27 protein-coding genes and 2 pseudogenes are annotated in these 24,797 nt (G+C 70.4%); 17 read left to right on the plus strand and 12 right to left on the minus strand.

Translation table 11 applies throughout. From position 1 onward, the window contains the following. Positions 1-38: 38 nt before the first annotated feature. The 3 genes from ACIP9H_RS39090 to ACIP9H_RS39100 all read right to left on the minus strand — a co-directional run bounded on the left by ACIP9H_RS39090 (position 39) and on the right by ACIP9H_RS39100 (position 2,069). The gene (locus ACIP9H_RS39090) at positions 39-503 is read right to left on the minus strand and encodes a Crp/Fnr family transcriptional regulator (protein ID WP_401963679.1); all 465 of its coding nucleotides are present in this window, start codon (positions 501-503) and stop codon (positions 39-41) included. Positions 504-657: 154 nt separating this feature from the next. Beyond that, positions 658-1,320 carry a helix-turn-helix domain-containing protein gene (locus ACIP9H_RS39095; RefSeq protein ID WP_401963681.1) on the minus strand — a complete coding sequence of 221 codons (663 nt, stop codon included), beginning with the start codon at positions 1,318-1,320 and terminating at the stop codon, positions 658-660. A 62-nt stretch (positions 1,321-1,382) separates the two neighbouring features. Continuing rightward, positions 1,383-2,069, minus strand: a complete 687-nt coding sequence (locus ACIP9H_RS39100; protein WP_401963682.1) for a CBS domain-containing protein — start codon at positions 2,067-2,069, stop codon at positions 1,383-1,385. Between the two features lie 179 nt (positions 2,070-2,248). On the opposite strand from ACIP9H_RS39100, the gene ACIP9H_RS39105 reads away from it, so the two are divergent. Continuing rightward, positions 2,249-3,133, plus strand: coding sequence for a universal stress protein (locus tag ACIP9H_RS39105; RefSeq protein ID WP_401963684.1), 885 nt, complete (start codon positions 2,249-2,251; stop codon positions 3,131-3,133). Positions 3,134-3,415: 282 nt separating this feature from the next. Here the strand turns inward: ACIP9H_RS39105 and ACIP9H_RS39110 are convergent, their stop codons facing one another. Next, positions 3,416-3,694, minus strand: coding sequence for a glycosyl hydrolase family 65 protein (locus ACIP9H_RS39110; protein WP_401963686.1), 279 nt, complete (start codon positions 3,692-3,694; stop codon positions 3,416-3,418). Between the two features lie 49 nt (positions 3,695-3,743). Continuing rightward, positions 3,744-4,295, minus strand: a pseudogene (locus ACIP9H_RS39115) (glycoside hydrolase family 65 protein); the annotation flags it as partial. 339 nt (positions 4,296-4,634) lie between these two features. Between ACIP9H_RS39115 and ACIP9H_RS39120 the strand changes: the two are divergent. The 4 genes from ACIP9H_RS39120 (at position 4,635) to ACIP9H_RS39135 (ending at position 6,856) form a co-directional block, all read left to right on the plus strand. Continuing rightward, the gene (locus ACIP9H_RS39120; RefSeq protein WP_401963688.1) at positions 4,635-5,318 is read left to right on the plus strand and encodes a CBS domain-containing protein; all 684 of its coding nucleotides are present in this window, start codon (positions 4,635-4,637) and stop codon (positions 5,316-5,318) included. Between the two features lie 151 nt (positions 5,319-5,469). Then, positions 5,470-6,165: a CBS domain-containing protein gene (locus ACIP9H_RS39125; RefSeq protein WP_401963690.1), complete on the plus strand. Its 696-nt coding sequence runs from the start codon at positions 5,470-5,472 to the stop codon at positions 6,163-6,165. A 249-nt stretch (positions 6,166-6,414) separates the two neighbouring features. After that, positions 6,415-6,546 carry a cation transporting ATPase C-terminal domain-containing protein gene (locus tag ACIP9H_RS39130; RefSeq protein WP_401963761.1) on the plus strand — a complete coding sequence of 44 codons (132 nt, stop codon included), beginning with the start codon at positions 6,415-6,417 and terminating at the stop codon, positions 6,544-6,546. A gap of 70 nt (positions 6,547-6,616) precedes the next feature. Further along, a complete protein-coding gene (locus ACIP9H_RS39135; protein ID WP_401963692.1) occupies positions 6,617-6,856 on the plus strand; it encodes a TrkA C-terminal domain-containing protein in 240 nt (79 codons plus the stop codon). A 44-nt stretch (positions 6,857-6,900) separates the two neighbouring features. On the opposite strand, the gene ACIP9H_RS39140 is transcribed toward ACIP9H_RS39135, so the two are convergent. Both ACIP9H_RS39140 and ACIP9H_RS39145 read right to left on the minus strand, forming a co-directional pair. Continuing rightward, positions 6,901-8,325: a sensor histidine kinase gene (locus ACIP9H_RS39140; RefSeq protein ID WP_401963694.1), complete on the minus strand. Its 1,425-nt coding sequence runs from the start codon at positions 8,323-8,325 to the stop codon at positions 6,901-6,903. Beyond that, the gene (locus ACIP9H_RS39145; protein WP_401963696.1) at positions 8,322-9,059 is read right to left on the minus strand and encodes a response regulator transcription factor; all 738 of its coding nucleotides are present in this window, start codon (positions 9,057-9,059) and stop codon (positions 8,322-8,324) included. Before ACIP9H_RS39145 ends, ACIP9H_RS39140 begins: the two co-directional genes overlap by 4 nt. Before the next feature lie 155 nt (positions 9,060-9,214). Between ACIP9H_RS39145 and ACIP9H_RS39150 the strand changes: the two genes are divergently transcribed. The 3 genes from ACIP9H_RS39150 to ACIP9H_RS39160 are packed head-to-tail and all read left to right on the plus strand — an operon-like array spanning position 9,215 to position 11,797. After that, complete coding sequence (locus ACIP9H_RS39150) at positions 9,215-10,579, plus strand: ferric reductase-like transmembrane domain-containing protein (protein WP_401963698.1); 1,365 nt, start codon at positions 9,215-9,217, stop codon at positions 10,577-10,579. An 11-nt stretch (positions 10,580-10,590) separates the two neighbouring features. Continuing rightward, a complete protein-coding gene (locus tag ACIP9H_RS39155) occupies positions 10,591-11,037 on the plus strand; it encodes an FMN-binding protein (protein WP_401963700.1) in 447 nt (148 codons plus the stop codon). A 34-nt stretch (positions 11,038-11,071) separates the two neighbouring features. Then, positions 11,072-11,797 carry an FAD:protein FMN transferase gene (locus ACIP9H_RS39160; protein ID WP_401963763.1) on the plus strand — a complete coding sequence of 242 codons (726 nt, stop codon included), beginning with the start codon at positions 11,072-11,074 and terminating at the stop codon, positions 11,795-11,797. Here ACIP9H_RS39160 and ACIP9H_RS39165 read toward each other — a convergent pair. Next, positions 11,778-12,263 (minus strand): CBS domain-containing protein, encoded by a 486-nt coding sequence (locus tag ACIP9H_RS39165; RefSeq protein WP_401963702.1) that lies wholly within the window; start codon positions 12,261-12,263, stop codon positions 11,778-11,780. The genes ACIP9H_RS39160 and ACIP9H_RS39165 overlap by 20 nt on opposite strands. 443 nt (positions 12,264-12,706) lie before the next feature. Here ACIP9H_RS39165 and ACIP9H_RS39170 point away from each other — a divergent pair, with 443 nt between their 5' ends. Beyond that, on the plus strand, positions 12,707-13,369 hold the full coding sequence (locus ACIP9H_RS39170) for a pyridoxamine 5'-phosphate oxidase family protein (protein WP_401963704.1): 663 nt from the start codon (positions 12,707-12,709) through the stop codon (positions 13,367-13,369). Between the two features lie 76 nt (positions 13,370-13,445). Continuing rightward, positions 13,446-14,345: a universal stress protein gene (locus ACIP9H_RS39175; RefSeq protein ID WP_401963706.1), complete on the plus strand. Its 900-nt coding sequence runs from the start codon at positions 13,446-13,448 to the stop codon at positions 14,343-14,345. A 43-nt stretch (positions 14,346-14,388) separates the two neighbouring features. Here the strand turns inward: ACIP9H_RS39175 and ACIP9H_RS39180 are convergent, their stop codons facing one another. Further along, positions 14,389-14,964: a hypothetical protein gene (locus ACIP9H_RS39180; RefSeq protein ID WP_401963708.1), complete on the minus strand. Its 576-nt coding sequence runs from the start codon at positions 14,962-14,964 to the stop codon at positions 14,389-14,391. A 189-nt stretch (positions 14,965-15,153) separates the two neighbouring features. Between ACIP9H_RS39180 and ACIP9H_RS39185 the strand changes: the two genes are divergently transcribed. Together ACIP9H_RS39185 and ACIP9H_RS39190 are read left to right on the plus strand one after the other, a co-directional pair. Continuing rightward, positions 15,154-15,855: a response regulator gene (locus ACIP9H_RS39185; RefSeq protein ID WP_401963710.1), complete on the plus strand. Its 702-nt coding sequence runs from the start codon at positions 15,154-15,156 to the stop codon at positions 15,853-15,855. 101 nt (positions 15,856-15,956) lie between these two features. Next, a complete protein-coding gene (locus ACIP9H_RS39190; RefSeq protein WP_401963712.1) occupies positions 15,957-16,937 on the plus strand; it encodes an Acg family FMN-binding oxidoreductase in 981 nt (326 codons plus the stop codon). Between the two features lie 3 nt (positions 16,938-16,940). On the opposite strand, the gene ACIP9H_RS39195 is transcribed toward ACIP9H_RS39190, so the two are convergent. Continuing rightward, positions 16,941-18,650, minus strand: a complete 1,710-nt coding sequence (locus tag ACIP9H_RS39195) for a GAF domain-containing protein (protein ID WP_401963764.1) — start codon at positions 18,648-18,650, stop codon at positions 16,941-16,943. 178 nt (positions 18,651-18,828) lie between these two features. Next, a complete protein-coding gene (locus ACIP9H_RS39200; RefSeq protein WP_401963714.1) occupies positions 18,829-20,544 on the minus strand; it encodes a SulP family inorganic anion transporter in 1,716 nt (571 codons plus the stop codon). A 125-nt stretch (positions 20,545-20,669) separates the two neighbouring features. Here ACIP9H_RS39200 and ACIP9H_RS39205 point away from each other — a divergent pair. The 3 genes and pseudogenes from ACIP9H_RS39205 to ACIP9H_RS39215 all read left to right on the plus strand — a co-directional run. Next, positions 20,670-20,859, plus strand: a pseudogene (locus ACIP9H_RS39205) (hypothetical protein); the annotation flags it as partial. Positions 20,860-21,073: 214 nt separating this feature from the next. Further along, positions 21,074-21,691 carry a hypothetical protein gene (locus ACIP9H_RS39210; RefSeq protein ID WP_401963716.1) on the plus strand — a complete coding sequence of 206 codons (618 nt, stop codon included), beginning with the start codon at positions 21,074-21,076 and terminating at the stop codon, positions 21,689-21,691. 235 nt (positions 21,692-21,926) lie between these two features. Then, entirely contained in the window at positions 21,927-22,826 is a 900-nt protein-coding gene (locus ACIP9H_RS39215; protein WP_401963718.1) for a universal stress protein, read from the plus strand. A gap of 96 nt (positions 22,827-22,922) precedes the next feature. On the opposite strand, the gene ACIP9H_RS39220 is transcribed toward ACIP9H_RS39215, so the two are convergent. After that, complete coding sequence (locus ACIP9H_RS39220; RefSeq protein ID WP_401963720.1) at positions 22,923-23,459, minus strand: hypothetical protein; 537 nt, start codon at positions 23,457-23,459, stop codon at positions 22,923-22,925. Between the two features lie 66 nt (positions 23,460-23,525). Between ACIP9H_RS39220 and ACIP9H_RS39225 the strand changes: the two genes are divergently transcribed. Both ACIP9H_RS39225 and ACIP9H_RS39230 read left to right on the plus strand, forming a co-directional pair. After that, the gene (locus ACIP9H_RS39225; RefSeq protein WP_401963722.1) at positions 23,526-23,960 is read left to right on the plus strand and encodes a DMT family transporter; all 435 of its coding nucleotides are present in this window, start codon (positions 23,526-23,528) and stop codon (positions 23,958-23,960) included. Between the two features lie 323 nt (positions 23,961-24,283). Next, positions 24,284-24,781 carry a hypothetical protein gene (locus ACIP9H_RS39230; RefSeq protein ID WP_401963724.1) on the plus strand — a complete coding sequence of 166 codons (498 nt, stop codon included), beginning with the start codon at positions 24,284-24,286 and terminating at the stop codon, positions 24,779-24,781. The last annotated feature ends 16 nt before the right edge of the window (positions 24,782-24,797 follow it).

Below are 24,797 nucleotides of genomic sequence, written 5' to 3' on the forward strand. Positions count from 1 at the left end.
GGATCCTCCCTTCGGTTGCGGGGACGTCGCCCCGTTGGTCATCCTCGCTGGCCGCTGCCGTACGGGGCGTAGAGGTCGAGGAGGCGGGTACGGGCGCCCTGCAGCCGGTGTGCGACGATCTCCGCGATGCGCCGCGACACGTCACGGCCGAACGCGGCGTCGGCCTCGCACAGCGCCCTGACGATCGTCGCGTCGAATTCCATCGCTCGGACGGGGCTCTGGGTCTCGGCTCCCAAGTGCCAGGTATAGGGCGGGAAGAGCCAGGAGCAGCCGAGCAGATCGCCCGGCTCCAGCGTCTCGACGACTGCCGCACGCCTGCCGGGTACGTGCAGGTCGAGGGAGACGGAACCGGTCCGGATGACCCAGAACCGGTCCGCCCGCTGCCCCTCTTCGAAGATACGGGTCCGCTCGGGGAAGTTGACCTCGCGGGAGAGGTCGGCAAGGCGACCGCGGGCGGTCGGAGGCAACGCGTCGAACAGACCGGTGGTCCGGCTGATGGTCATGGCTTGCCTCCGAATGATGTGCGCGCCCCGGCGGGCATGCGGTCCGTTGCTGATCCAGGTCCCAGCCTCCGCCGCCCCGGCCGTCTCCGATCAGGGGCCGATCGGCCCCATTCGCCGGTCCGGAAGGCACCGCCCGGCTCTCCGGGTCCTGACATCAGGGCACTTCGATGCGGCGCCCGGTGAGGCCGGCCACGTCGATCCGGATCCACAGGTCACGTTCGTCCCCGCCCGGCCAGGGGCCGGTGTAGGCCGCTTGTTCCAGTTCTGCCGCCTGCTTCCCCCCTACGGCGCGGGCGCGGCCACGTGCCAGGACGCTCCAGCCCTGGCTGAGGGCCTCGTCGACACTGTCCACCTCGAAGGTGACATCGCTGTCCGCTATGGCGGCGGGCGCGGAGCCGGAAGCCGTACGGAACACGATGGCCTGGTCCACGATGGTGTAGTTGACCGGCAGCACGGTCGCACCGTCGTCGACGAGTGCCACGACCCGGCCCACGCCGTGAGTGCCGAGCAGTGCCCAGCACTCCTCGGGGCCGAGTTCCAGGAACCTCGGATGTGCGGATGCCCGTCCCAGGCCGGGGGGAAGGTCTGCCGCGCCTCCGTTGAGCGCGACGACCGTGGTGCGCAAGGCTCCTGCGAGGCTGCGCAAGGTGCCCATGGGGGGAGCCGCCGTGGCCTCCTCCTCGAGGAACCGCAGGTAGCCTGCCGAGAGGCCTGCGCTGAGGGCGACGTCGTCGCGCGACAGCCCGAGTTCCTCGCGGCGTCTGGCCACCCGGCGGCCGATGTCGCCGCGGGCGTGGGAAGTGGTGTTGCCGGCCATGATGGTCCGCCTCTCTGTACTGGGGGTGCCCGGAGTGCGGCCTGCGGCGGAGGGAGCCACGGTCAGGCAGGCTGGTGGTGAGCCGGCGCGGGGCTGCTGGAGTCGTCCGCGCGGTACCGCAGGTGCTCACGGACATCGACCACTCCGTCGACGCCGTTGCACAGCGCGACCAGGACGGGGACCACGCTTCGCCGCTCGATCGTGCCCTCCAGGGACACCCGGCCGTCGACCACGTGCACCGTGACCGCCAGGGGCGACAGCCGCAGGGTACGGCCCAGCACCTCGGAGGTGATCTCGTCACGGATCGCACGGTCCTGCCGGAGGAAGACCCGCAGCAGGTCCGATCTGCTCAGGACACCGACCAGGCAGCCGACTTCGTCGACCACGGGCAGACGCTTGACACGATGCTGCTCCATCGTGCGGGCGGCTTCGACCACCGTCCATTCGGGCCGGGCGGTGACCGCCGGGCTCGTCATGAGCTCCACGGCGCTGACAGCCTCGGCCTTGGCACGGTCCGCGCTCGAGGCGTACGGCGGCGGCATCAGGTCGGCCGGATCGCGCTGCCCTGCCTCCTTGCGCAGCAGGTCCGCCTCGGAGACGACCCCGACGGGACGACTGCCGTCGTCCACGACCGGCAGTGCCGTGACATCGTGCTCTGCCAGGAGCTTTGCGATCTCCTTGAAGGGTGCGTCCGCCCGCACACTCACTGCGGGCGCGGTCATCAGGTCGCTGACGCTTCGGTGCCACATCACTGGCCTCCGTCCTTCGTCATCGCTTTCACTGTCCCTCGTCCCGCCGGAACGGCACATGGGCCGGTGGGCCCCTACCGTGGCCGAGAGGGACCCCGTACTGAATCCCGACAGACCCTGGTCCCGGGAGATGGGGGCCATCAAGCTGACACAGGGGCTGAAAACCTGGAGGAAGGGCGGTGGCGATCGTGTCGCTTCCCCTGATCGTGGGCACCGACGGCTCCGACGCCTCGCTCCTCGCCGTGGACTGGGCCGCCGATGCGGCGGCCTTGCGCGGGTCCGAGCTGCGCATCGTGTACGCGTCGCTGTGGGAGCGCTACGAGGGAGCCAGGCCGTCCCCCGGGGCAGGCTGTCCGTCCGAACGGATCATGGCGGAGCACATCCTCGCGTCGGCCGAACAGCGTGCTCTGTTGCGCCGGCCGGAGGTCAAGGTCTTGGGTGAGGTCGTTGCCGAGGAGGCCGAGGAGGCACTGCTGCGCCTGAGCCGCCACGCCGCCGCCGTGGTGGTCGGCAGCCGTGGACGTGGCGAGTTCGCCACCCAGTTGCTGGGGTCGGTCGGGCTGACGGTGGCAGCGAAGGCGACCTGCCCGATTGTCGTGGTCCGCGGTGGCGGGGGCGCAGCGGGCGAAATCCCTTGGATCGCTTTGGGTGTCGGGCCGGTCGGCGGGTCGGGGGACGCCGCCCGTGAGTTCGCCTTCTCCGAGGCGAACTCGCGCGGTTGGGGCGTACTGGCGGTCCATGCCTGGAGGAGGCCGCACGGGGTGGGACCCGATTGGGACGGATGGCAGGACTCGGCTGCACACAAGGATCACGCTGCGGCTGCGGAACGGCTGGACCAGGCCCTGGTGCGGCCGACGGCGGACTTCCCGGGCGTGCCCGTGAAGCGAGTGATGCCGGAAGGACGCGCACGCCCGGCACTCCTGGAGGCAGCTCAAGGCACCGCCCTGGTGGTTGTCGGCGCGCGACGCCGCCGCAATCCCCTCGGACTGCAACTGGGTCCGGTGAATCATGCTGTCCTGCACCACGCACCGTGCCCCGTGGCCGTCGTCCCCGACCACGATTGAGGGCTGCCAGGATACGCGACCCGAGTCACACCGAGCCTCACGCGTAGAACGGCGTGTGGAAAAACGCAGTGTTCGGGCACTTTCACCAGCGGTGGCCTCTCCCGCCACCCAAGCAGTGCCTGTGCCAGCGCGCCCGACTCCGCGGCAGCGATCTCGTTCTGCAACTCCGCGCAGGCGGCTCGGCGTCGCAGCCCTGGGCGCGCGGCAGGTGCCGGCCGTGCCGTAGGCCATGGGGAAGGACCGCGCCCCGCATGGCTGTGGTGCTCCTGGCGGGGCATGATGTCACCGGTTCGGCAGCTTCATCCTCCGTGACGTGCCGGGTCCGATCTCGAAGGTCGCGCCGTCGACATGTGTCAGCAGCGGTGAGACCTCGGACGCAGGCACGCGGACCCGTAGGTACCGTGCTCCGACACGTACCTTCAATCCCCAGTGGCCGCGGTGCCGCAGGGCGAAGCGGAACCTCGACAGCTGGGGCAGGGGGGCCGGGTCGAACCACAGTCCGTCCGCGCGGGACTGCAATCCGGTCAGGCCCCGCTGCACGAAGTCGAGGGTCCCCGCCATGGCGCCGAGGTGAATGCCCTCCTGTGTGGTGCCTCCTTGGAGGTCGGCGATGTCGCCCGTTCAGGTCCCGGTAGCGCTGGACTCCCGCGTTGGTGATGTCGCCGTCGAGAGCCGACTCCACGTCCAGGTCTGCCGCCCAGTCCCCCTCGGCAGTGAACACCGTGCGCAGGGCGGCCAAATGGGGGTCGCGCATGTGGAGCAGCCGAACCTGCTCGACGGCCAGCACCCGGTCGCACGGACCGCGCATCCTGAACCGGCGGGTGAGGACACCACGGCGAAGATCCAAGTCCTGCCGGTAATCCAGCAGCGAGCCGTCGTCCGGGGAGAACCAGTCACCACCCTCGGCGAACCGGAAGCGCAACGGAAGCCAGTTGGGCAAATTGACGATGTCCTCGTTCTGGACACTGCGCCCGGAGACCACCGAGGAAAGCCTGTCGTAGCAGCCGGCGACGTACGTCCCGGGGTAGTGGTGCGGGCCTGCCCGGACCTCCGGAGCGGCCCCGCGGGTCGCGAAGTAGCCGTTGCCCAGGGTGCACAACGCCTCGCGCAGGCGCTCCTGCGCGGGGTCGTATCCGACGTACGACCAGGTCCAGGCCCGCATCGACCGCCTCCTGGAGCCGAGGTACAGGTGTTCGCGAGGAAGTCCCCCCGTCCCTGCGGGCCACGTCCACGAGCGGGAGACGACGCCCGGGCCCGGCCGCCCTGTTTCCTTCAGTCTGCCCCTCTCGCCGCCCGACCGCCGCCGGTGCAGACTCGGGGCCCACACCACCCGGGCGGTTGTCGTCGTACTGCCGGCAACCGCTGAACCGGTTGGGCCGCTCGTCCGGCTCCGTGGCCCCATCGGCCCATGCGGACACGGAGTGCCCGGTTCGACAGTGGAGGCGGAACAACGCAGAGCCTGCCGATGGCGGGCGCCGGGTACAGACAGGAGGCGGGGACGATGCATCACCGCAATGTCGGCGACCTGATGACCAAGGCCGTCGTGTCGGTACGGCGGGACACGTCGTTCAAGGACATCGCGCAGAAGCTCACGGAGCACGAGATCACGGCCGTACCCGTGGTCGACGACGACGGCCGGCCCGTGGGGGTGGTGTCGGAGGCCGATCTGCTCCGCAAGGAGGCGGGGCAGCTCGACCCGTCCGGCCTGCTGCCGCCCCCGCACCCGCGGCCGCGGCCGCAGGACCGTGCGCGCATCGAGGCCACGACAGCGGAAGGGCTGATGAGCAGCCCTGTGGTCCTCGCACGGCCCGAGTGGTCGGTCGTGGAGGCGGCGCGGGTCATGGAGCGTCGCAACGTCAAGCGGCTGCCGGTGGTGGACGAGGCGGGTCGGCTCGTGGGCGTGGTGAGCCGCGCTGACCTGCTGCAGCTGTTCCTGCGCAGGGACCACGCGATAGCCGAGGAGATCACCGGCGACGTGCTGGTGAGGACGCTCGGCATGCCCCTCGGCGCGGTCACCGTGACCGTGACCGACGGCAAGGTCTCGCTGGACGGCGTAGTGGACCGCAAAAGCCTCATCCCCGTCGTGACGCAGCTGTGCCGTGGAGTGGACGGCGTTGTGGACGTCCATGCACGTCTGGGCTACAAGGCCGATGACACCGCCAGGCCCGCGGCCGCCCGGCGGTGAAGGGAGCGTCCGCGTGGCGGCTCCGCATTCGGCATCGTCCGTTCAGCCCCGCAGCCCGCCGCAACGGGGCAGTGCGCGTCCATGAGTGCACGACCCTGATCCGCCTCCGCCCGCGGCCGCGGCCGCACGTCGCAACTGGAGGAAGAGGACGATGAGGCTCCGCAAGACCGGACACGTGATGACCCCGGATGTCGTCAGCGTGCGGGCGGAAACCTCATTCGAGGACGTCGCCGAGCTGTTCGGCCGGCACCGGGTGAGCGGCATGCCCGTCGTGGACGACGACGACAAGGTGCTCGGAGTCGTCTCCGAGACCGACCTGGCTACGCGGCCGGTGGAGCAGGCTCCGTCACCCAACCGGCCCGCACTCCCCCGTACGGCCCGGCTTCACGACTGCACCGCTGGGCAGCTGATGACCGCACCGGCCTTCACCGTCCGCGCGACCGACGCCATCACCGTGACAGCCCGTGCCCTGGCCGAACACAAGGTGAATCGCCTGCCCGTGGTCGATGAGGAGAACCGCCTCATCGGCATCGTCACCCGTGGAGACGTGCTTCGGATCTTCCTGCGTCCCGACGCCGACATCCACGACGAAGTGGTCGACGACGTGGTGATCCAGGTTCTGGGCCTCACCCCGCAGGCCATCTCTGTGAGCGTCCAGGGCGGGGTCGTCACCCTCGAAGGCCGAGTGGAGCGCCTCAGTGACATCCCCGCGGCCGAGGGCCTGGTCCGGCGCAGCGACGGTGTCGTCGCGGTGGTGAACCGGCTCGCCTACCGGCTGGACGACATCCACCGGCGCTCCGTCGAACGCCCAGCGCACCACACTGCCGACGGCCGGCTTCGCAGCTGAGCATCGGGAGAACGGCATGTCGCACCATCACCTCCTCACTTGGTCCGCGGGCTTTACCCCCACGACGTTGCCCCCCGACCAGATGCCGCTCGCACACCCCGCGCTCCTGAACAGCCCGGGCGGGGCGCACAGGCATTGTCCCGGGCCCGCCGACGGCACGTATCCGTGCACACGGTGGCCGCTCCGCATCGGTTGGCGCGCCTTTTGGTGGCGCCGTTCGTGGGCTTTCCCCTCGTACCGATCACCGCCGTGCAGTTCTTGGCGATCGACCTGAGTTCGGACGTTCTGCCGGCGCTCGCGCTCGGGGCCGAATCTCCCGAGCCGGATGTGATGGACCGTCCCCGCACTCCCGTCACAAACCGCTCTTCTCCGCGGCCGTGATGCGGCGGTTCATCGGAAGCAGCCAGGCTCTCGGCCTGCGTGCGGTGTTCTCGACCGGGAGGCGATCACCATGGTCCAAGTGGGCATCGCCGTCAGCCAGTTCTTCAATGCCCAGGCGGTACGCACCGACCGCGAAGGGGTCCTCCGCATCGGCCTGTGGTCCAACCCCGAGGGCACCGTGGTCGCCACGGTCGTCCGCGACGGCCGGCCCACTGTACCGACGCCGGACATGGAGCTGCGGCCCGGGGACGAGCTCCTCGTGGTGTCGCACACTGCCACGGAAGAGGAGATCAGGGCGGCTGCGCAGTGACGCGTACGGAGTGCGGGACTTGAGCAGCCCCCGGTGCCTTTCCTTCAGGTGCGGAGGGTCACGCGGAACGAGGTGTGCCCAGGGCGGCTGCTGACCTGAACGGTGCCCTGGTGGGCACTGACGACTGCCTGGACGATGGCGAGTCCCAGTCCTGTACTCCCCGTGGACCGTGAACGCGCCTGGTCGGCGCGAACGAAACGGGTGAAGACCTCGGACTGCAGTTCTTCGGGGATGCCCGGTCCGTTGTCGCTGACGACCAGGCAGGCACCGCCGTTGTCCGAGGTGAGGGTGACCGACACTTCTGTACCGGACGGGGTGTGGGTGCGGGCGTTGGCGAGCAGGTTGCCTATCGCCTGTTGCAGCCGGTGGGCGTCGCCGGTCACGGTGACCGGTTCCTCGGGGAGGTCCAGGGTCCAGCGGTGGCCGGGGCTTGCGGCGCGGGCGTCGTACGTGGCGTCGAGGACGAGCAGGGTCAGGTCGACGTTCTCGTGTTCGAGGGGACGTCCGGCGTCGAGTCGGGCCAGGAGCAGGAGGTCGTCAACAAGGCGGGACATGCGGTGGGACTCGGACTGGATGCGTTCCAGGGCGTGGCGGACACCGTCGGGCACGGGTCCCTGCCCGCGCAGGGCCAGCTCCGCGTGACCCCGGATGTTGGCGACGGGGGTGCGCAGCTCGTGGCTGGCGTCGGCGGCAAAGTGCCGTAGGCGTTCCTCACTGTCCTGGCGACGGACCAGGGCGTCCTCGACGTGGCCGAGCATCCGGTTGAGGGCGGCCGCGACCTGCCCGACCTCGGTGCGGGGGTCGGAGTCCGGAAGGGGGTCGGGCATGGCGACGTCACCGTCGGCCAGGGGCAGTCGCGCGACACCCGTCGCATGTTCGGTGACCTTGTGCAGGGGGCGCAGGGATACACGGACCCACAGCGCCCCCGCTATGCCGGTGGCCAGGAGGGCGGCACCGAACACGGCCGCCTCGACGGCTTCGAGCCGGCGCAGAGTCGCCTCCACGGGGCGCAGGGGAAGGCCCGTGAGGAGGACGTCGTTGTCGTCGCCCTGCACCGCTACCACCCGGTAGGCCCCGAGCGGGGAGAGGCGGATGCTGTGGCCCCTCCCGTCGACCGGGACACGGTTGAGGGCACGGCGGTCGCCGGGCAGGAGGGTGAGACGCCGGTCCGTCGCGTCGTCGACCACTGCGGCCTGGGTCACGACACCGTTGAGCAGCCTGGCGCCGAAGGTCGCGTCGGCCTGTCCACGGGTGTCCGGCCGGTTGTCCGCATCGGGCGTCCGCTCGTGCTCCAGGCTGGCGGCGAAGCGGCCGCCGGTCACCGAGAGCTGCTCGTCGAGCCGCCCCACCAGGAAACCACGCAACGCCAGGTCCGTGGTGATGCCGACGGCCAGGCACGCGGCGGCGAGCAGGACGAGCAGGCCGGCGGTGAGCTGACCGCGCAGGGTCCGTGGAGGGAGCCGCTTCACGGTGAGTCCGGCTTGAGGACGTATCCGACACCGCGGACGGTGTGGATCATCGGTGGGCGTCCGGCGTCGACCTTCTTCCGCAGATAGCTGATGTACAACTCCACGACGTGGGCGCGGCCGCCGAAATCGTAGGCCCAGACCCGGTCGAGGATCTGGGCCTTCGACAGCACGCGGCGGGGATTGCGCATGAGGAACCGCAGGAGTTCGAACTCCGTCCGGGACAGTTCGACCGCTGTCCCCGCGCGGCGGACCTCTCTGGCCTCCTCGTCCATGGTGAGATCGCCGACCACGAGAAGGTCGACGCCGGCTTCGGCGGTCACGCCGGCCCGGCGCAGCAGACCGCGCAGCCGGGCCAGGACTTCCTCCAGGCTGTAGGGCTTGGTCACGTAGTCGTCGCCACCGGCGGTGATGCCGGCAATGCGGTCCTCGACCGCGTCGCGGGCGGTCAGGAACAGCACGCACACCCGTTGCGCGCCACGTCGCAGTTCGCGCAGCACGTGCAGGCCGTCGGCATCGGGCAGCATCCAGTCCAGTACCACCGCGTCAGGGCGGAACCCGTGGGCCGTGGCCAGCGCGGACGCCCCGTCGGCGGCCGTACGGACCTCCCAGCCCTCCCCGGCCAAGGCGGCGGACAGCACGTCGGTGACATCGGGTTCGTCGTCGACGACGAGAATGCGCACGGGACTGCCGTCGTGCCGACGCAGTGCGGGGGGCAGGCTGCGGGGTTCTTCCATGGTCTGTCCAGCATCCCTCGTGAACGGTCACCTGTCGGCAGCGACCGCCTCTGAGTTTCCTCTGAGCCTGCGCTGCGGCCCCCGTTCAGAAGGTACACAGAGGTTCGGTTGTGATGCTGGGCGCTGCCGGCACCCGATCGATCCTGAGGAACCACATGGCCACGACCTCGACGAGCGCCACCTACGGCGGCGGCCACCTGCAGCACCGGCGTCCGCGCCGCAGCGTCGCCCCTCTGCTCGCACCGATCGCCGTCTGGGCCGGGGCCGCCGGGGTCCTTGCGCTGTGGTGGAGCGACACCTCCTCCGTCGTGGGCCCGGCGGGCTGGCTGACCGGAGCGGGTCGCATCACCGGTCTCCTGGCCGGTTACGCCAGCGCGGTCCTGCTCGCCCTGATGGCACGGGTACCGGTGCTGGACCACACCGTCGGCACCGACCGGCTCGCCCGCTGGCACGCCTGGGGTGGACGCTGCACCGTGTCCCTGGCGCTCGCCCACACCCTGCTGATCATCTGGGGCTACTCCCTGGCCGCGCACACCTCGCTCGTTGCGCAGACCACAAGCCTGGTCCTGGACTACCCGGATCTGCTGAAGGGCACCGCCGGCTTTCTGCTGTTCCTCGCCACAGGCGTCATCTCCGCCCGGGCGGCCCGCCGCAGGATGAGCTACGAGGCCTGGCACTATCTGCACTTCGCCACCTACCTGGCGGTCTTCCTCGCCTTCGGCCACCAGCTCTCCAACGGCGCGGACTTCGTCGGCAACCAGCCCGCACAGGCTGCCTGGTACACGCTCTACCTCGGCGTCGCCGTCCTGGTCGCCTGGTACCGCTTCGCCGTCCCTCTCCGGCGCGGGCTGCGCCACAGACTCAAAGTCGCCGCCGTCCACGCCGAAGCGCCGGGCGTGGTGTCCGTCCACCTCAGCGGTCGGTACCTGGACGAGCTGGGGGGAGCCCCGGGGCAGTTCTTGCGCTGGCGTTTCCTCACCCGCGGAATGTGGTGGACCGCCAACCCGTACTCCCTGTCCGCCCCCGCCCAGCAGCAGCACCTGCGCATCACCGTGAAAGCCGCCGGCGGCCACAGCGGTGCCCTTGCCCGGCTGGCGCCCGGCACTCGCGTCTGGGCCGAAGGCCCCTACGGGGGCTTCACCGCGAACCGCCGCACCGCGGCCAAGGTGCTGCTCCTGGCAGGCGGGGTCGGCATCACTCCCCTGCGGGCCCTGTTCGAAACCCTGCCCGGTCAGGTGACACTTATCTACCGGGCACGCCGCCCGGAAGACCTCGCGCTGCGCAGCGAACTCGATGCGATAGCCCGGCGCCGCCACGCGACCGTCCACTACGTCGTGGACGTCCCGGAGCAGTTCTCCTCACCCCTGACGGCACGTGGCCTGACCGGTCTCGTTCCCGACCTCGCCGACCACGATGTCTACCTCTGCGGCCCCCCGCCCATGGCGGAAGCCGCTGTCCGTGCCCTGCGCGAGGCAGGCGTGCTCGCCCGCCGCATCCACCACGAGTCGTTCGCGTTCTGAGGAGAACCGCCATGCGCCGAGCCGTCCTCACCACCACCGGAACCAGCGCCCTGGTCATCGCGCTGCTCTCCCTCAAGCCTCACCACCTCGCCGCTCTCGCGGACAGTCCCGGCGGACCACACCCGGGACATTCGTTGCCCCCGGCCGGGCAGCAGGCGCCTTCGAGCGGGCACGGCGACGCCAGCGGGACCTTCACGGGCACCCCCGTGGAGACGCGGTACGGGACGGTGCAGGTGGCCGCCACCCTCAGAGAGGGAAAGATCACCGCCGTCCGTGTCCTTCAGGCGCCGGACGAAAACGGCAGGGACCAGCAGATCGCCTCCTACGCCTTGCCGCGCCTGACGCAGGAAGCCCTGGGCGCCCAGAGCGCCGGCATCGACACCGTGTCGGGCGCGAGCTACACCAGTCAGGGCTACATCCAGTCCCTGCAAAGCGCTCTGGACCAGGCCCGTGCATGAAAGCGGTGCCGGACTGCGCCATGTCGAGCACGTCATGGGCACCGTCTTCTCCTTCGACATCCGCGACAGGCCCACGCCCACCATCCACCGTGCCCTGGCCGACGCGGTCCGCCACCTCCACACCGTGGACGCCGTGTTCTCGACGTACCGGCATGACAGCACCGTCAGCAAGCTCGCCCGCGGCGAAATCCGCCTGGCCGACTGCCCGCCCGAGGTTCACGAAGTGCTGTCGCTGTGCGCGCAGGCGACCCGCGACACCGACGGCTGGTTCAGTGCCATGGCCGCCGGCACCCTCGACCCTTCGGGCATGGTCAAAGGCTGGGCCACCGAAAACGCCTCCCGGCTGTTGCACGCGGCCGGCGCACACCACACGTGTGTGAACGGTGGTGGCGACATCCAGATTCACGGCCAGGCGGCCCCCGGCACACCGTGGCGCATCGGGATCGCCCACCCGCTGCGCCGCAAGGAGTTGGCCACCGTCGTGACCGCGGACGGCGGCCTGGCCGTCGCCACGTCGGGCATCGCGGAGCGCGGAGCCCACATCGTCAATCCCCATGACGGCGCTCCCGCCGCCGGACTCGCCTCGGTCACCGTCATCGGTCCCCGTTTGACGATGACCGACGCCTACGCGACAGCGGCCTTCGCACGGGGCGAAGACTCCCGCCCGTGGCTGGAATCGCTCGCCGGGTACGAGGCATTCGCCGTTCTGCCCGACGGCCGTGCTTGGCACACCTCAGGATTCAACGCGTTCGTGTCCTGACCGCCTCACCCACGCAGGCCGGGAACAGCCCCGCCTGGAGACGCATCACCAGGTATCCGAGGGCGGACAGGCCACAGGCGATGGCGAGGTCCGTCCCGGACAGGGGCTGGGTGCCCAGCACCGCACGCAGCGGGGCGAGGGTTCGGGTGCGTGCCGGACGGTCGAGGCGACGGCGCCGAACGCCGGACCTGCGGAACGTCCGGTAGGCGACGTCGATGTCATCGGTGGCGTCCACGGTTACCACCGGGGCCGACATCAGGTCCGACACAGGCATATCCGGGTCGCGGCCGCCCGCGAGACAGCGCACCGTGAGATCACGGTCGGTGACAACGCCGAGCACCTGGTCCACCTCGGTGACCAGGGCCGAACCCACGGCCGCGTCCCGCATGCGCAGCGCTGCCCGGCGGGCGGAGGCAGAAGGCGACACGGTGACGGCAGGTGCGTTCATGAAGGCGGAAATCTTCATGGTGACCTCCCTGACGAGGCGTGCGGCTCCCGGTGGTCCTTGTGCTCAGCACACCGCGTTTCGCCCACCGGCAGGGAGAGGGCGTTGGGTCCGTTCACGAGACCGAGTGGTCCACACAGCAGGGACGGAGCGCACGGGGGCCGGGCAGTCAAGCGGTTCCCCCGGTGCGAGCTGTCCCTGGACGGCCCAGGAATCGGGACCCGTTAGGCCCATGCGCCACTACGGTGCTGCCCGCGATCCTGGCACAGGGTCACACCTGCACCGACGGAGGAACGTCTGTTCAGGGTGTCTGGCCTCCATGTCGCCGGTCCCGGATGTCGGTCGGGGCGGTGTGAAGAACGCAGGCGCCCTCTTGAGGGGCCCGCGGGCAGACTCGAGGTCGTGCTCCGCGGCTCATTCCACCCCGGCTGTCACGAGCCGAGCACCGAAGGACGTGATCTGTCATGGCGGAACACTCCACACCACCGGCAAGCCCCGGGGACATCGGACGGCGGATCGCACTGCGCCGCCAGGAACTCGGCCTCTCGCGGGAGGAGGCCGCAGCGCGCGCCAGGATGGCTCCCGACCACCTCCGGTATGTGGAACTCGAGCCCACCGCTGCTCCGCAGGGCGCGGAATTGCAGGACCTCGCCGCGGCTTTGGACACCAGCGTTTCCGAGCTGAGCGGCAGTGCCGAATCGCCACTCGGTCGTGCGCAGGCAGCAGAAGGCGCCGAACTGGTCATGCTGAGCCGGAAAGAGTGCTGGGCTTTGCTGTCCACGCACGGAGTGGGCAGGGTAGGCGTGCTCATGCCCGAGGGACTCACGATCCTGCCGGTCAACTACGTGGTCGTCGACGGGGCCATCGCGTTCCGCTCCTACCCCGGGTCCACCCCAGCGGCGGTGTCGGGCACAAGGTGCGCCTTTGAGGTGGACCACGTGGACGACTTGCTCAGCCAGGGCTGGAGCGTGCTGATCCGGGGGGTCGCCCGGACCGTCACCGACCCGGCCGGCGTGCAGCATCTGGTCGAACATGCCCGCACCGGGCCGTGGGCGGGGGGCGGCCGCAATCTGTGGCTCAAGATCACCCCGGGGACCGTCACCGGGCGGCGCATCGTGGGCGGCTGAACCTGTCGACACGAACGCGAGTCCCCCGAACTGTCCTGTTCGGGAACGGAGCGAACGCCAGGGACGGGAGGGCGAGATGACCGGGCCCAGGGACGAACCAGCGCAGGTAGTGGTCGGTGTCGACGGCTCGGATTCGGCGACCCGAGCGCTGGACCGGGCGGCGGAGGAAGCGAGCCTGCGGTCGGCGGTGCTCCGAATCGTCCACGGGCTGCCGTGGGTCGATCCGGCCACCGTCGGCTTCGGCCTGCGAGCCGATCGCGACCGACCGCCGGCCGAGGCGGCTCGCAGCCTGTTGCAGCTGGCCGCACTGCGCGTGACCGACCGGCTGCCCGACGAGCCGATCGAGCAGGAGCTTTCCGCAGAACCGGCGGCGACGACCCTGGCTCGTCTCAGCCGCACAGCGTCGCTGAGCGTCGTCGGCACGCGTGGTCTCGGCGGATTCGCCGGGCTGCTCCTCGGTTCGGTCGGGCTGCGCGTGGCAGCTCACGCAGCGGGCCCGCTGATGGTGGTCGGCCGTGAGGACGCGGCCGCGCGCCGCGGGCTGCGGCACGACAAAGTACTCCTCGGCCTCAAGGACGACAGCGATGCCGGAGCCGCCCGTTTCGCCTTCGAGGAGGCCGAGCGGCGGGGCGCCCGGCTCAAGGTCCTGCACACGTGGACTCGTCAGCTGATGCGGATCGGCCAGTGGCCGGTCCCACCGCGGCAGGATGTTCGGGCCCAGGTCCGGCAGCACGAGGAACTGGCCCGTTTCGCGACGGCGAAGCAAGCCGAGCATTTCCCCGATGTGGCAGTGCGCGTGCATACCGTCCCTGGGCCGGCAGCCGCCGCTCTGGTCGAGGCGAGCCGGGCAGCGGACGTGGTGGTGGTCGGTGCCCGACGCCGGGAAGGCGACCCGCTGGGCATGCGAATGGGCCCGGTCACGCACGCGGTGCTCCATCACGCGTACTGCCCCGTTGTCCTCATCCCGCTCGGCTGAGCCCCACCGTGGCAGCCGTGCCGGCTCCCTTCGCGCAAGGACCTCAAGCCTCGCGGTGCGCCCAGGAGGGTTCGACCTCCGCCCATTCCCGCTCCCAAGCGTCTGCGCGACAGCGGTCGATGCGCAGGCGCACCACCCAACGGCCCGCCAGGAGCACAGCACTCGTGCCGACGGCCCCGTAGATCCCCGACACCACCGCCTGGACCCGAGCCTCTGCGGCAGTGAGCGGGGCGACGTGCTGGATACGACCGCCCTGATCGATCCAGACACGGGTGATCGAACCGGCCGGGCTGCCCGACTCCACTTGCACGCTTCCGGTGCGCACCGAACCATCGGGAGCGGCCCAGCGCACGGGGGCATCCACCTTGCTGCGGGCGCCCGTGTCGATGTTCACCACAGCAGGGGCGGCATCCTTGGTCACCACGGCGTCGACCTGCCGCATCCCTTCGCCCTGACGGAGCGCAGAATGCTCCGTTCCCACCGCGGTGACCGCGCCTACCGCCGGTGCTCCGAGGGCTATCAGGAAGGCGGCCGTAATACCCGTCCACGCCTGGAGGACATCCGAGCGACGTCGAAGCGGATGACGCCGCCGGCGCCAGAGCACCATCGTTGCGTTCATATCGGTCCCCCTTGTCCGCTACCGCGACCATCCCACGGCGCCGAGCGACTCCGCAGGGGCCGAAGAGGCCGGCCGAAGGGGCCGTGCGGTCCGATCCCGTCACCTGTCGGGTCCGTTCGGCCCTGGTGCCCACATGGCTCATGAGCGACGATCGTCAGAACGGAGCGCCGCACAAGGCAGGGGGCCGGGATGACCGGTGCAGGGGAATTCACACCGCAGACGCCGATCAGGGTGTTCCTGGTCGACGATCACGAAGTGGTGCGGCGTGGTCTGCACGACCTGCTCGACGCCGAGCCGGACATCGAAGTGGTCGGGGAGGCGGGGTCCGTGGACCACGCGCTGGCGCGCGGTCCGGCCCTGCGCCCCGATGTGGCAGTCCTCGACGTGCGCCTCCCGGACGGGAACGGTATCGCGGTCTGCCGCGAACTGCGTTCACGAATACCGGAGCTGGCCTGTCTGATGCTGACCTCGTTCGACGACGACGACGCGCTGCTGGATGCCATCATGGCCGGTGCGGCCGGCTATGTCCTCAAGCAGATCAAGGGGGCGGACCTGATCACCGCCGTGCGGACCGTCGCCTCCGGCCAGTCGATGCTCGACCCCGCCACCACCGCTCGCCTGATGAGCAGTCTGCGCCACCAGGACGACGTGGACACCAGTCAGCAGGACGTGACGCTCGCCGCGCTGTCCCCACGAGAGCGGGAGATTCTCGAACTCATCGGGGAGGGACTGACCAACCGGCAGATCGGCAGCCGGCTGTTCCTGTCGGAAAAGACGGTGAAGAATCACATCTCCCGGCTGCTCGGGAAGCTCGGTGTCGAACGCCGTATTCAGGCCGCCGTCCTCGCCACCCAGCACCACGGCACCGGCAGTACCGCGTCCCGCCCCTGAGACCGGGCCACGCGGCCCCCGCCCGCGGGCCGGTCGGCCCCTCCCGCCCGCCGCGGCGCGGGCGGAACCTGGAGACAGGTACCGGCTGGAGGGAGAGCGCCATGACGACTTCGGTCCTCGACGTGGCGACCCTGGAGAAACTGATCTCTGCCGCGGTGGCCGCACCGTCGTTCCACAACAGCCAGCCGTGGCGCTTCCGACTCGAACCGGACACCACCACGCTCCTGGTGCGGGCCGCGGGTGAACGCGGACTGGGAGAGGCCGACCCGTTCGGCCGGGCCCTTCACCTGTCCGTCGGCGCCGCGGTGTTCAATCTGCGCGTCGCAAGTGCCCACTTCGGCTGGGAGCCGGTCGTTCGGCTGCTGCCGGTTCCGGCACAGCCGGACCTCCTGGCCTCCGTACGGCTGGCCGGGCCACCCCGAGCCGGTGGTAAGGAACACCGCAAGGACTTGTATCAGGCTTTGTGGCAACGTCACAGCAGCCGCTTCCCCTTCTCGCCCCACCGGCCTCCCGAGCCGGTCGTTGCCGAACTCATGGATGCCGCCCACGCCGAAGGCGCGGTACTGCACCTGCCGGAGGCGGACGAGACCTCGCGGCTGCTGCGACTGACCGCGGAAGCCGAGCGCCGAGATGCCTCCGACACCGCGCGCCGGACCGAGAGCCGCAGCTGGATCCGCGACGGAGCCCGCGACGGACTTCCGAACGCGGCCCTCGGCCCGCTGGACGCCTCAGGCCGGCTGCCGGTGCGGGACTTCTCCGGCCTTCGCCCGGAGAACCAGAAAGCCACCGCCGCCTTCGAACAGCGGCCGCTCATCGCCGTCCTGTCCACCGCCGACGACCGGCACGCCGACTGGCTGCGGGCCGGTCAGGCCCTCGAACACGTGCTGCTGGTCGCCACGTCGCACCAGCTGCGTGCGTCGTTGCTGCACCAGGCCCTGGAGTGGCCCGACCTGCGCTGGGCGCTGCGCAGCACCGACAGCGGGCCGGTCCACGTCCAGATGCTCCTCAGGCTCGGATACGGTCCCGAGGGCCCGGCAAGCCCCCGCAGGCCGGCAACGGAGGTCCTGCAGGGACCACGCTGACCTCTACCCGTCCAGCGGCACCCGCCACCGCAGCAGCGCGCCACCGTCGGCGCTGGTGCCGGTGGTGAACGACCCGCCCAGCGCCTCGGCCCGCCGGGCCAGGTTGTCCAGTCCGCTACGGCGTCCACCCTCGGGGATGCCGATGCCGTCGTCGGCCACCGTCAGGGTCAGGGTCCCCGAACCGACCACCAGCGCCACATCTGCGGACCGGGCCTTGGCGTGCCGGGCCACGTTGGACAGCGCCTCCCCCAGCACGGCGACCACGTTCTCGGCGACCGGGACCGGCACATCGGTGTCGATCAGTCCCTCCATCCGCAGCGCCGGGGTGAACCCGAGCACGGGCACGGCTTCCTCCACGGTCCCGGCGACCCGGACCCGCAGGCCCTTGCGGCCCGAACCGGCGTCGTGCGCGCGCAGGCCGAAGATCGTGGACCGGATGATCTTGATCGTCTCGTCCAGGTCGTCCACCGCGCGCAGCAGCCGCTCGCTCGCCTGCGGGTGGTCGACGAAGCGGACCGCGCTCTGCAGCGTCATGCCCGTCGCGAACAGCCGCTGGATGGCCAGGTCGTGCAGATCGCGCGCGATGCGGTCGCGGTCCTCCAACTGGGCCAGCTGCTCGGCGGAGCGGCGCCGCTCCGCCAGTTCCATCGCGAGCGCCGCAGCCCCCGCGAAGTCCGTCAGCGGTGCCGTCTCGATCTCGGTGAAGGCCGGCTCGCCCTGAGCCCGGGCCAGCAACAGGGCACCACGCACACCGTGCGGGGTGCTCATGGGAACGGCCACCGCGGGTCCCAACCCGGCGAACCGGGGCGGCCCCACCGTGACACGGGGGTCTCGTGCCACATCGCAACTGGTGATCAATTCACCGGCACCCATCGCGGCCCCGACGAACGACCCCTCACAAGGCAGCGTGAGACCTCGGTGCGCGCCCGCGTCGATCCCTGTGGCGATGGCCATCCGGACGTCGCCGGTCCCCTCGACGGGCAGCGCCATCACGCCCAGGTCGGCGCCCAGGATGCGCCGGGCGTGCTCGACGATCAGCTCCAGCACCCGGGACTCCTCCGCGCCGGACAGCAGACTGGCGGTGATCTCCGCGTTCGCCTCCAGCCAGCGCTGCCGGGACCGGGCCTCCTCGTACAGCCGGGCGTTGTCGATGGCGACGCCGGCGGCGACCGCGAGCGTCGACAGCATGGCCTCGTCCTCGCCGTCGAACTCCTTGCCGCCGCGTTTCTCGGTCAGGTACAGGTTGCCGAACACCTCGTCGCGGACCCGGATCGGGACGCCGAGGAAGGAGTGCATCGGCGGGTGGTCGGCCGGGAAGCCGTACGAGACGGGGTGCTCGGAGATCTCCTCCAGCCGCAGCGGCTCGGGGTGGCGGATCAGCTCGCCGAGGATGCCGTGGCCCGACGGCAGCGGGCCGATTGCCTCAACCTGGTCCTCGGAGACCCCGACCGTCAAGAACTGCGACAGCGTCGCATCGTCACCGATGACCCCGAGCGCGCCGTACTCCGCGTCCACGAGCACGACCGCGGCCTCCACGATCCGGCGCAGCACCTGCGACAGATCCAGCTCGCGCCCCACCGACAGCACGGCCTGCAGCAGGCTGTGCACACGGTCCCGCGTCCCGCGCACGGCATCGATCCGGATCTGCAACTCGTCCAGCAGTTCGTCCAGCTGCAGCCGCGGCAGGCGCTCCTGACCCTTGTCGGGCTCCATCCCCATGGATTCCTCCGCCAGGCAAGGGGAACTGTCCACAGCTCTCAACATAGCGGCACCGAACAGGTTTCGAACGCCATTCCGACCGGATCCCGGCAGGTAACGACCGTGGACGGAGATGCCGCGACGGCGCGAGAAGAAGTGGCCCCGTCGCGGCGCCGGCAGGCGCCCTGTTCCTCTACTCCGTGCCTCGTTCTCCGCCGGACGGCCGGTCGTGCGCCCAGGCCGCATACGCCGACAGAGTGATCGGCAGCGTCGGAAAGATCCGGTCCCGTCCCACCGACTCCGCCAGACCGTACGCCTCCAGGTCGTCCATCAGATCTTGCTTGACCCGGGCGAGCGCGAACACGATTTCCCGGCCGATCAGTTCGCGACGGAGAGCGTCCACCGCGTCGAGCGCGGTGATGTCCACCTCCACGTTGGCCTCGGCGTTGAGCACGAACCACCGAACGGGCCCGGCGTGGGCGTCGACAGCGGCCAGTGCCCTGCCACGGAAGTCCTCGGCATTGGCGAAGAACAGCGGCGAGTCGTAGCGGTACACCAGCAGGCCGGGAATCGTGCGAGCCTGCGGATAGTCGTCCACGTCGTGCATCCCGGCCAATCCCGGGACCAAGCCCTCGATCGCGTCGTGCGGACGAGCCACCCGCGACAGCATCTCAGCGACCGACAGCCCGACGGCCACCAGCACGCCGTACAAGATGTCGAGGGCGAGCACGCCGAGCAGGCATGCCAGGGCGAGCAGCAACTCTCGGCGGCGGAAAGCTGCCAGTCGCCGGAAGCCCGGCAGGTCGACCAGCCGACAGGCGGCGAAGACGACGATTGCTCCGAGTGCCGCGTCCGGCAGGTCGGACATCAGTGATCCCAGGAAGAGAAGGACGCACACCACGGCCGCGAAGGCCACCAGGGAGTACACCTGGGTGCGACTCCCGGCCTGGGCACCGAGCGCGGTGCGGCTGGCGCTGCTGCTCACCGGGAAGCCGTGCAGCATGCCCGCACCGAGGTTGGCGGCCCCGAGCGCCAGTAGTTCCTGATTGGGATCGAGGCTCTGGCCCCCACGGGCCGCGAACGCCCGGGCCGTGAGAATGACGTCGGTGTAGCCGACCAGCAGCACACCGACCGCAGGCAGAAGGAGGTCGGGCACGTCACCCGGTGTAGGCAGCGACAGGCCCGGCAAGCCCGACGGCACCTCCCCGATAACAGCGACACCGTGCTCTCGCAGTCCGAAGACGGAGACCGCGATCGTGCCGAACGTCACGGCCAGCAACGGGCCGGGGAGCATCGGCATCCAGCGCTCCACCAGGAACAGAAACACGAGTGTGCAGGCAGCCACAGAAACGGTGGGCAACGCCGCCTCCGAAAGGTGCGTCACGAAAGACGCCGCCTGCGGAAAGAAGCCGGCCCCCGAAACGAGTACCCCAGTGAGCTTCGGCAGCTGATCAACGATCATGATCATCGCTACGCCCGCCAAATAGCCGACCAGTACCGGCCGCGAGAGCAGGTCCGCCACGAATCCCACCCGTGCGGCCCACGCGACCACCGCCAGCAGCCCGACCACTACAGCGAGCGCGGCTGCCAGCACCGCATACCGCCCGGGGTCTCCCGCGGCCAGCGGCCCCACGACTGTTGCCGTCATCAGTGCGGTCGTCGACTCCGGGCCGATGGACATCTGCCGGGACGACCCCAGCACCGCGTACAGCAGCAGCGGTGCCAGGGCCGCCCACAACCCCGCAACCGGTGGGACCCCGGCCAGGCCCGCGTAAGCCATGACCTGCGGTACCAGGTACGCAGCGACCGTCAGGCCCGCCAGGATGTCACCCCGCAGCCATGAACTGCGGTACCCGGTCAGTACCGCGACTCCGGGCAGGGTCCTGTGCCACCTCTGTGACTTCGGCATGCGCCCATCCTGGCCCGGAGACCTGAGACGGCGCGGACATCCGGGGGCGCAGGGCATGTCGGTACCCGCACGGCTGACCGGAGCCGACGCCTTCCCTCGGCAACGCTCCGGCTCTGTCGCCCTCGCTGCCGCGCAGGCACCGGCCGGAACTCGCCGTGCACGTCATCGACATCGTCGACCTGGCACGACTGCTGCCCAACGACGAGCACCCTCACGACATGGCCGACCCGGAGTACAACGCCCTGTTCACCCGCGACAAGCCGGTCATCCATCGTCGACCACGGCTCCCCGTGGCTCATCCACCGCCTGGCGTACTGAGCGCCGCCCACAGCCCGATGGCGGCCCGTCACCTGGGAGGTCGGCCTTGTCCAGACATCGTCCACCCAACAAGCCCAAGCGGCAGGGCTGTTCGGCCCTCGTGGAATGGGCCTTCGGCCCACGGCAGTGCCCTTCGTACAGCGGGACAGTGAGGACACAAGAACGACGCCACCATCCATCGTCCGTGCACCGTCCCGAAGGGATCAGCATCATGGCCATCCAAGGACACCCCCACCGGCACACCGGCCTCCGCCTTCCGTCTCTGCACGAGACCGGAGCCGTGCCGACATCCGGTGAGGAGGCCACCGGCACAGCGACACAGGCGTACGTCTTCGCCGGCCTGCGTGTCCTGACCGGTTTCGTCTTCCTGTGGGCCTTCCTCGACAAGACCTTCGGATTCGGCTACGCCACCGCCTCCGGCAAGGGCTGGATCGACGGCGGCTCTCCCACCAAGGGATTCCTCAGCGGTGTCGCCGCAGGGCCGATGCAATCCACGTTCCACAGCTGGGCCGGCGCCGGCTGGGTGGACTGGCTGTTCATGCTCGGGCTGCTCGGCGTAGGCATCGCCGTCTTGAGCGGTGTGGCTCTGCGGCTCGCTGCCGTCGCCGGCACCGCCTTGATGGCCATGATGTGGATCGCCGAATGGCCGCCTGCGAAGCACCTGGCCGACGGGTCCCCGAGTATGTCGAGCAACCCGTTCGTCGACTACCACGTCGTCTACGCCGTGGTGCTGATCGCGCTGGCCGCCGGCTCTGCGGGCGCCACCTGGGGCCTGGGAAGGGTCTGGGCCCGGCTGCCCCTCATCCACGACCACGCCTGGCTCCGCTGAGCCCGCCCGTACGTCCCGGTCAACGGGCCCGGGGACCCTACGTCCCCGGGCCTTTGCGGCGATTGGGCCATTGGCGTGTACGGCAACCAGTCGGAACTCGCGTGAGTTCTCCTGTTCGCCGCATGGGCCGGTCGGTCCCGCGAGGGGACCTGCGGCCCATGCGGCCCCCGCGTCCGCCGGGCACTCTGGAATCAGGGCCGCGCCTGCTGGCCACTCTCCGTGAGGGGGTCATCGTATGCTCCGTCCTGTCATCGCCGGCCTGGACGGTTCGGCCGAGAGCCTGTCGGCCGCCGACTGGGCGGCCAGGGAGGCCGGTCTGCGCGGCCTGCCCCTGCGGTTGCTGCATGCCTGGGAATGGCAGCCGTACGCCAATGCACCGCTTGCCGGGCCGGTCGCCGTTCGCGCCTGGGCCGCTGCTGTACCCCGGGACGCGGCCGTCGCCCTGCGCCATCGGTACCCACGGCTGGAGATCACGTCCGAGGAGATCTCCGGGCAGCCGGTGGCGGTCCTCGCGGCCGCGGCCGACCAGGCCGAGGTCATGGCGCTCGGCTCCCGCGGCCTGCACGGCATCACCGGCTTCCTCGTCGGCTCCGTGGCGTTGGGGGTCATCGCCGCCGTGCACCGCCCGGTCGTCCTCGTCAGGGCCGGGAAGGGCCCCCAGGACGAGCACCTGCCAGATGCCGACGGGCTGGCATCGGCCACCACCGCGTACCGGGACGTCGTCCTCGGCCTCGACTTGGACCGGCCCCACGAGGACGTGCTCGCCTTCGCCTTCGATGCCGCAGCAGATCGGGCTGCCCGTCTGCAGGTCGTCCACGGCTGGACCCTGCCGCCGAACGTACACGGCCCCGGCACGGTCCTGGGGGATCTGATCAAGGCGGCGACGTCGGAACGCGACGCGGCGCTCACCGAGGCCATGCACCCGTGGCTGCTGAAGTACGCCCATGTGGACGTCCATGTTCACCAGGTCATCGGCCGGGCGGCGGACCACCTGGTGGACGCCTCCGCCGACGCCAGCCTGGTCGTGGTCGGCCGGAGGATCCGCCGCTCGGCGGTGGGCAGCCACATCGGTCCGGTCACTCACGCGGTTCTGCATCGCAGCATCGCGCCGGTGGCCGTCGTCGCTCACCCCTGACCCGGTTCGACGCCCAGACCTGGGACGAGAGTACGTAGGGGACACCTCGCCGGCGGCCTACGAACCCCCGATCACCGCATTTCGGCGGTGCCCCGTTCATTGCCTGCCGAGTGCGGCTTCTTGTCGGTCGAGGTCGTGCTGGAGGCGGCGGGTGGTGTCGCTGATGCGGTGCTCGTCGTAGAGGCGGTGCAGTTCTGCGCTCTGGACGGCGATCACCGACTTCCGCAATTGTCGGTAGGCGGCGTCCAGACTGCTGCCGTCGGAGCTGTCGGTGCTCTGCTCGAGGCGGGCGCTGAGTCCGCTGCGAACGTGGGCGACGACGGTTTCGGGCATCACCTCCAGAGTGGCAAGTTCGTCGACATGGGCAAGGCCTGCGCGGTTGAGTGTGTCCCGGATGTCGGCTTCCTCGCGGGCGGTGTGCTCGGGCTCCAATACCAGCCCGGAGCGGCGCACTGCGCCGGCCAGGCTCAGGCCCTGGACGACGAAGGTGAAGACCACGACGGCGGTGGTCAGTACCAAGAGCAGTGGGCGCCCGGTCAATGCGGTGCCGCTGTCGGTGGTGAGCGGTTTGGACAGGGCTCCGGCCAGTGGCATCACGCCGCGGGTTCCGGCCCAGGTCACTACGGCGGCCACGCGCCAGGACCGCCAGGCCGCGGGTGGGCTTGACCGCGCGTGTCAGCGGCAGCATGGACAGCTCTGTTGCCAGGGCTCGCCCCACTGGTCGCAGGCTTCCTGCTTGGCTTTCAGCAGGCGATGAACGGTGCGTCCGGCGCAGTGTCAGGTTCGCCTCTGCCCGCGACCTGGCTCAACTTTTGTGTGGGAACCCTGTTCCTCGCGGCGATCTGGACAGTGAAGACCCTCGCGGATGCCAGCCCGGCCAAGACATTGCCCACCGACCCGTGGCTGTATGCGGGCGGGATCTGCGGGGTTGTGTTCATCGCGGCATCCGCCCATCTCGTACGCAAGGTCGGAGTTCTATTCCTCGGCATGGGCTCCATCGCCGGACAGCTCATCGGATCCCTCACCCTCGACCTTGTGGTGCCGGCCGGTAAGGAATCCCCCTCTGTGCTGACCGTGCTCGGAGCCCTTGTCACACTGGCAGCCGTCGGAATCGCCTCGCGCCAGCGACGGTGACCCGCAACGGAGCGACTGGCCAGTGCGGGCCCCGTACACAGCGCCGGGAGATCAGGATGGGGATACGGGCCTTTTCGCTGTCCGCCTCTCTCGTCGTCACGCACAGGTCCGCGCCGGATGCCCGCGCACGCCCCGAGGGCCTGCCTGCACGGATGATGGCGTCCAGAGGAACACGCGGGCGTGCGGCCGGTGCGGCGGCCGCTCCCGGCGTGGGTCGGCGGGTCGGGTTCCTCTTGCCTGACGTTTCGTCAGAATGTCGTCGGGGGCGATCCCAGGCCCGGGCCACACTCATGCCCGGGGTGCGAGGAAGGCGAAGGAACGAAGTGGACCTCGAGCAGTACAAGGACAACGTGGCGCGTGCGGCCGAGGAGGCCCGCGACTGGTTCTTCCACCAGTACCTCCCGGCCTGGACCGCCGTGGCCGCGGACCCGTCCGCCGATCCCCGGGTCGTTCTGGACTTCTGGGTCCCTCCGCTCAACGTCTCAAGGGACGACCCCGACCCGGCCCGCGCCCTGTACGACTGGTGCCCCGACCCGGACGCGGTACTGGTCTACCTTGCCGCGCAGCAGGAGCCGTTGCGGGCCGCCGGATACACCCACACCGATGTTCCCGACAGCCGAGTGACCGCCTACAGCTCGCACTCCGCCGGGATCGACGTGATCTGGTCGCGCCGTACTGCCGACAACACCGAGATCGAACGCCTCGGAGTCCACTTCGAGGTCCGGCGTCACGCCTCCGGCACCTGGCGCATCATCGCCATCGCCTCCCACCCGACCGACGCCGACCGCATCGCGGACACCTTCGTCACCCTGACCCCCTGATCCGCCCCCTACGCGG

The sequence above is a fragment of the Streptomyces sp. NPDC088732 genome (assembly GCF_044751205.1).
GTDB lineage: Bacteria > Actinomycetota > Actinomycetes > Streptomycetales > Streptomycetaceae > Actinacidiphila.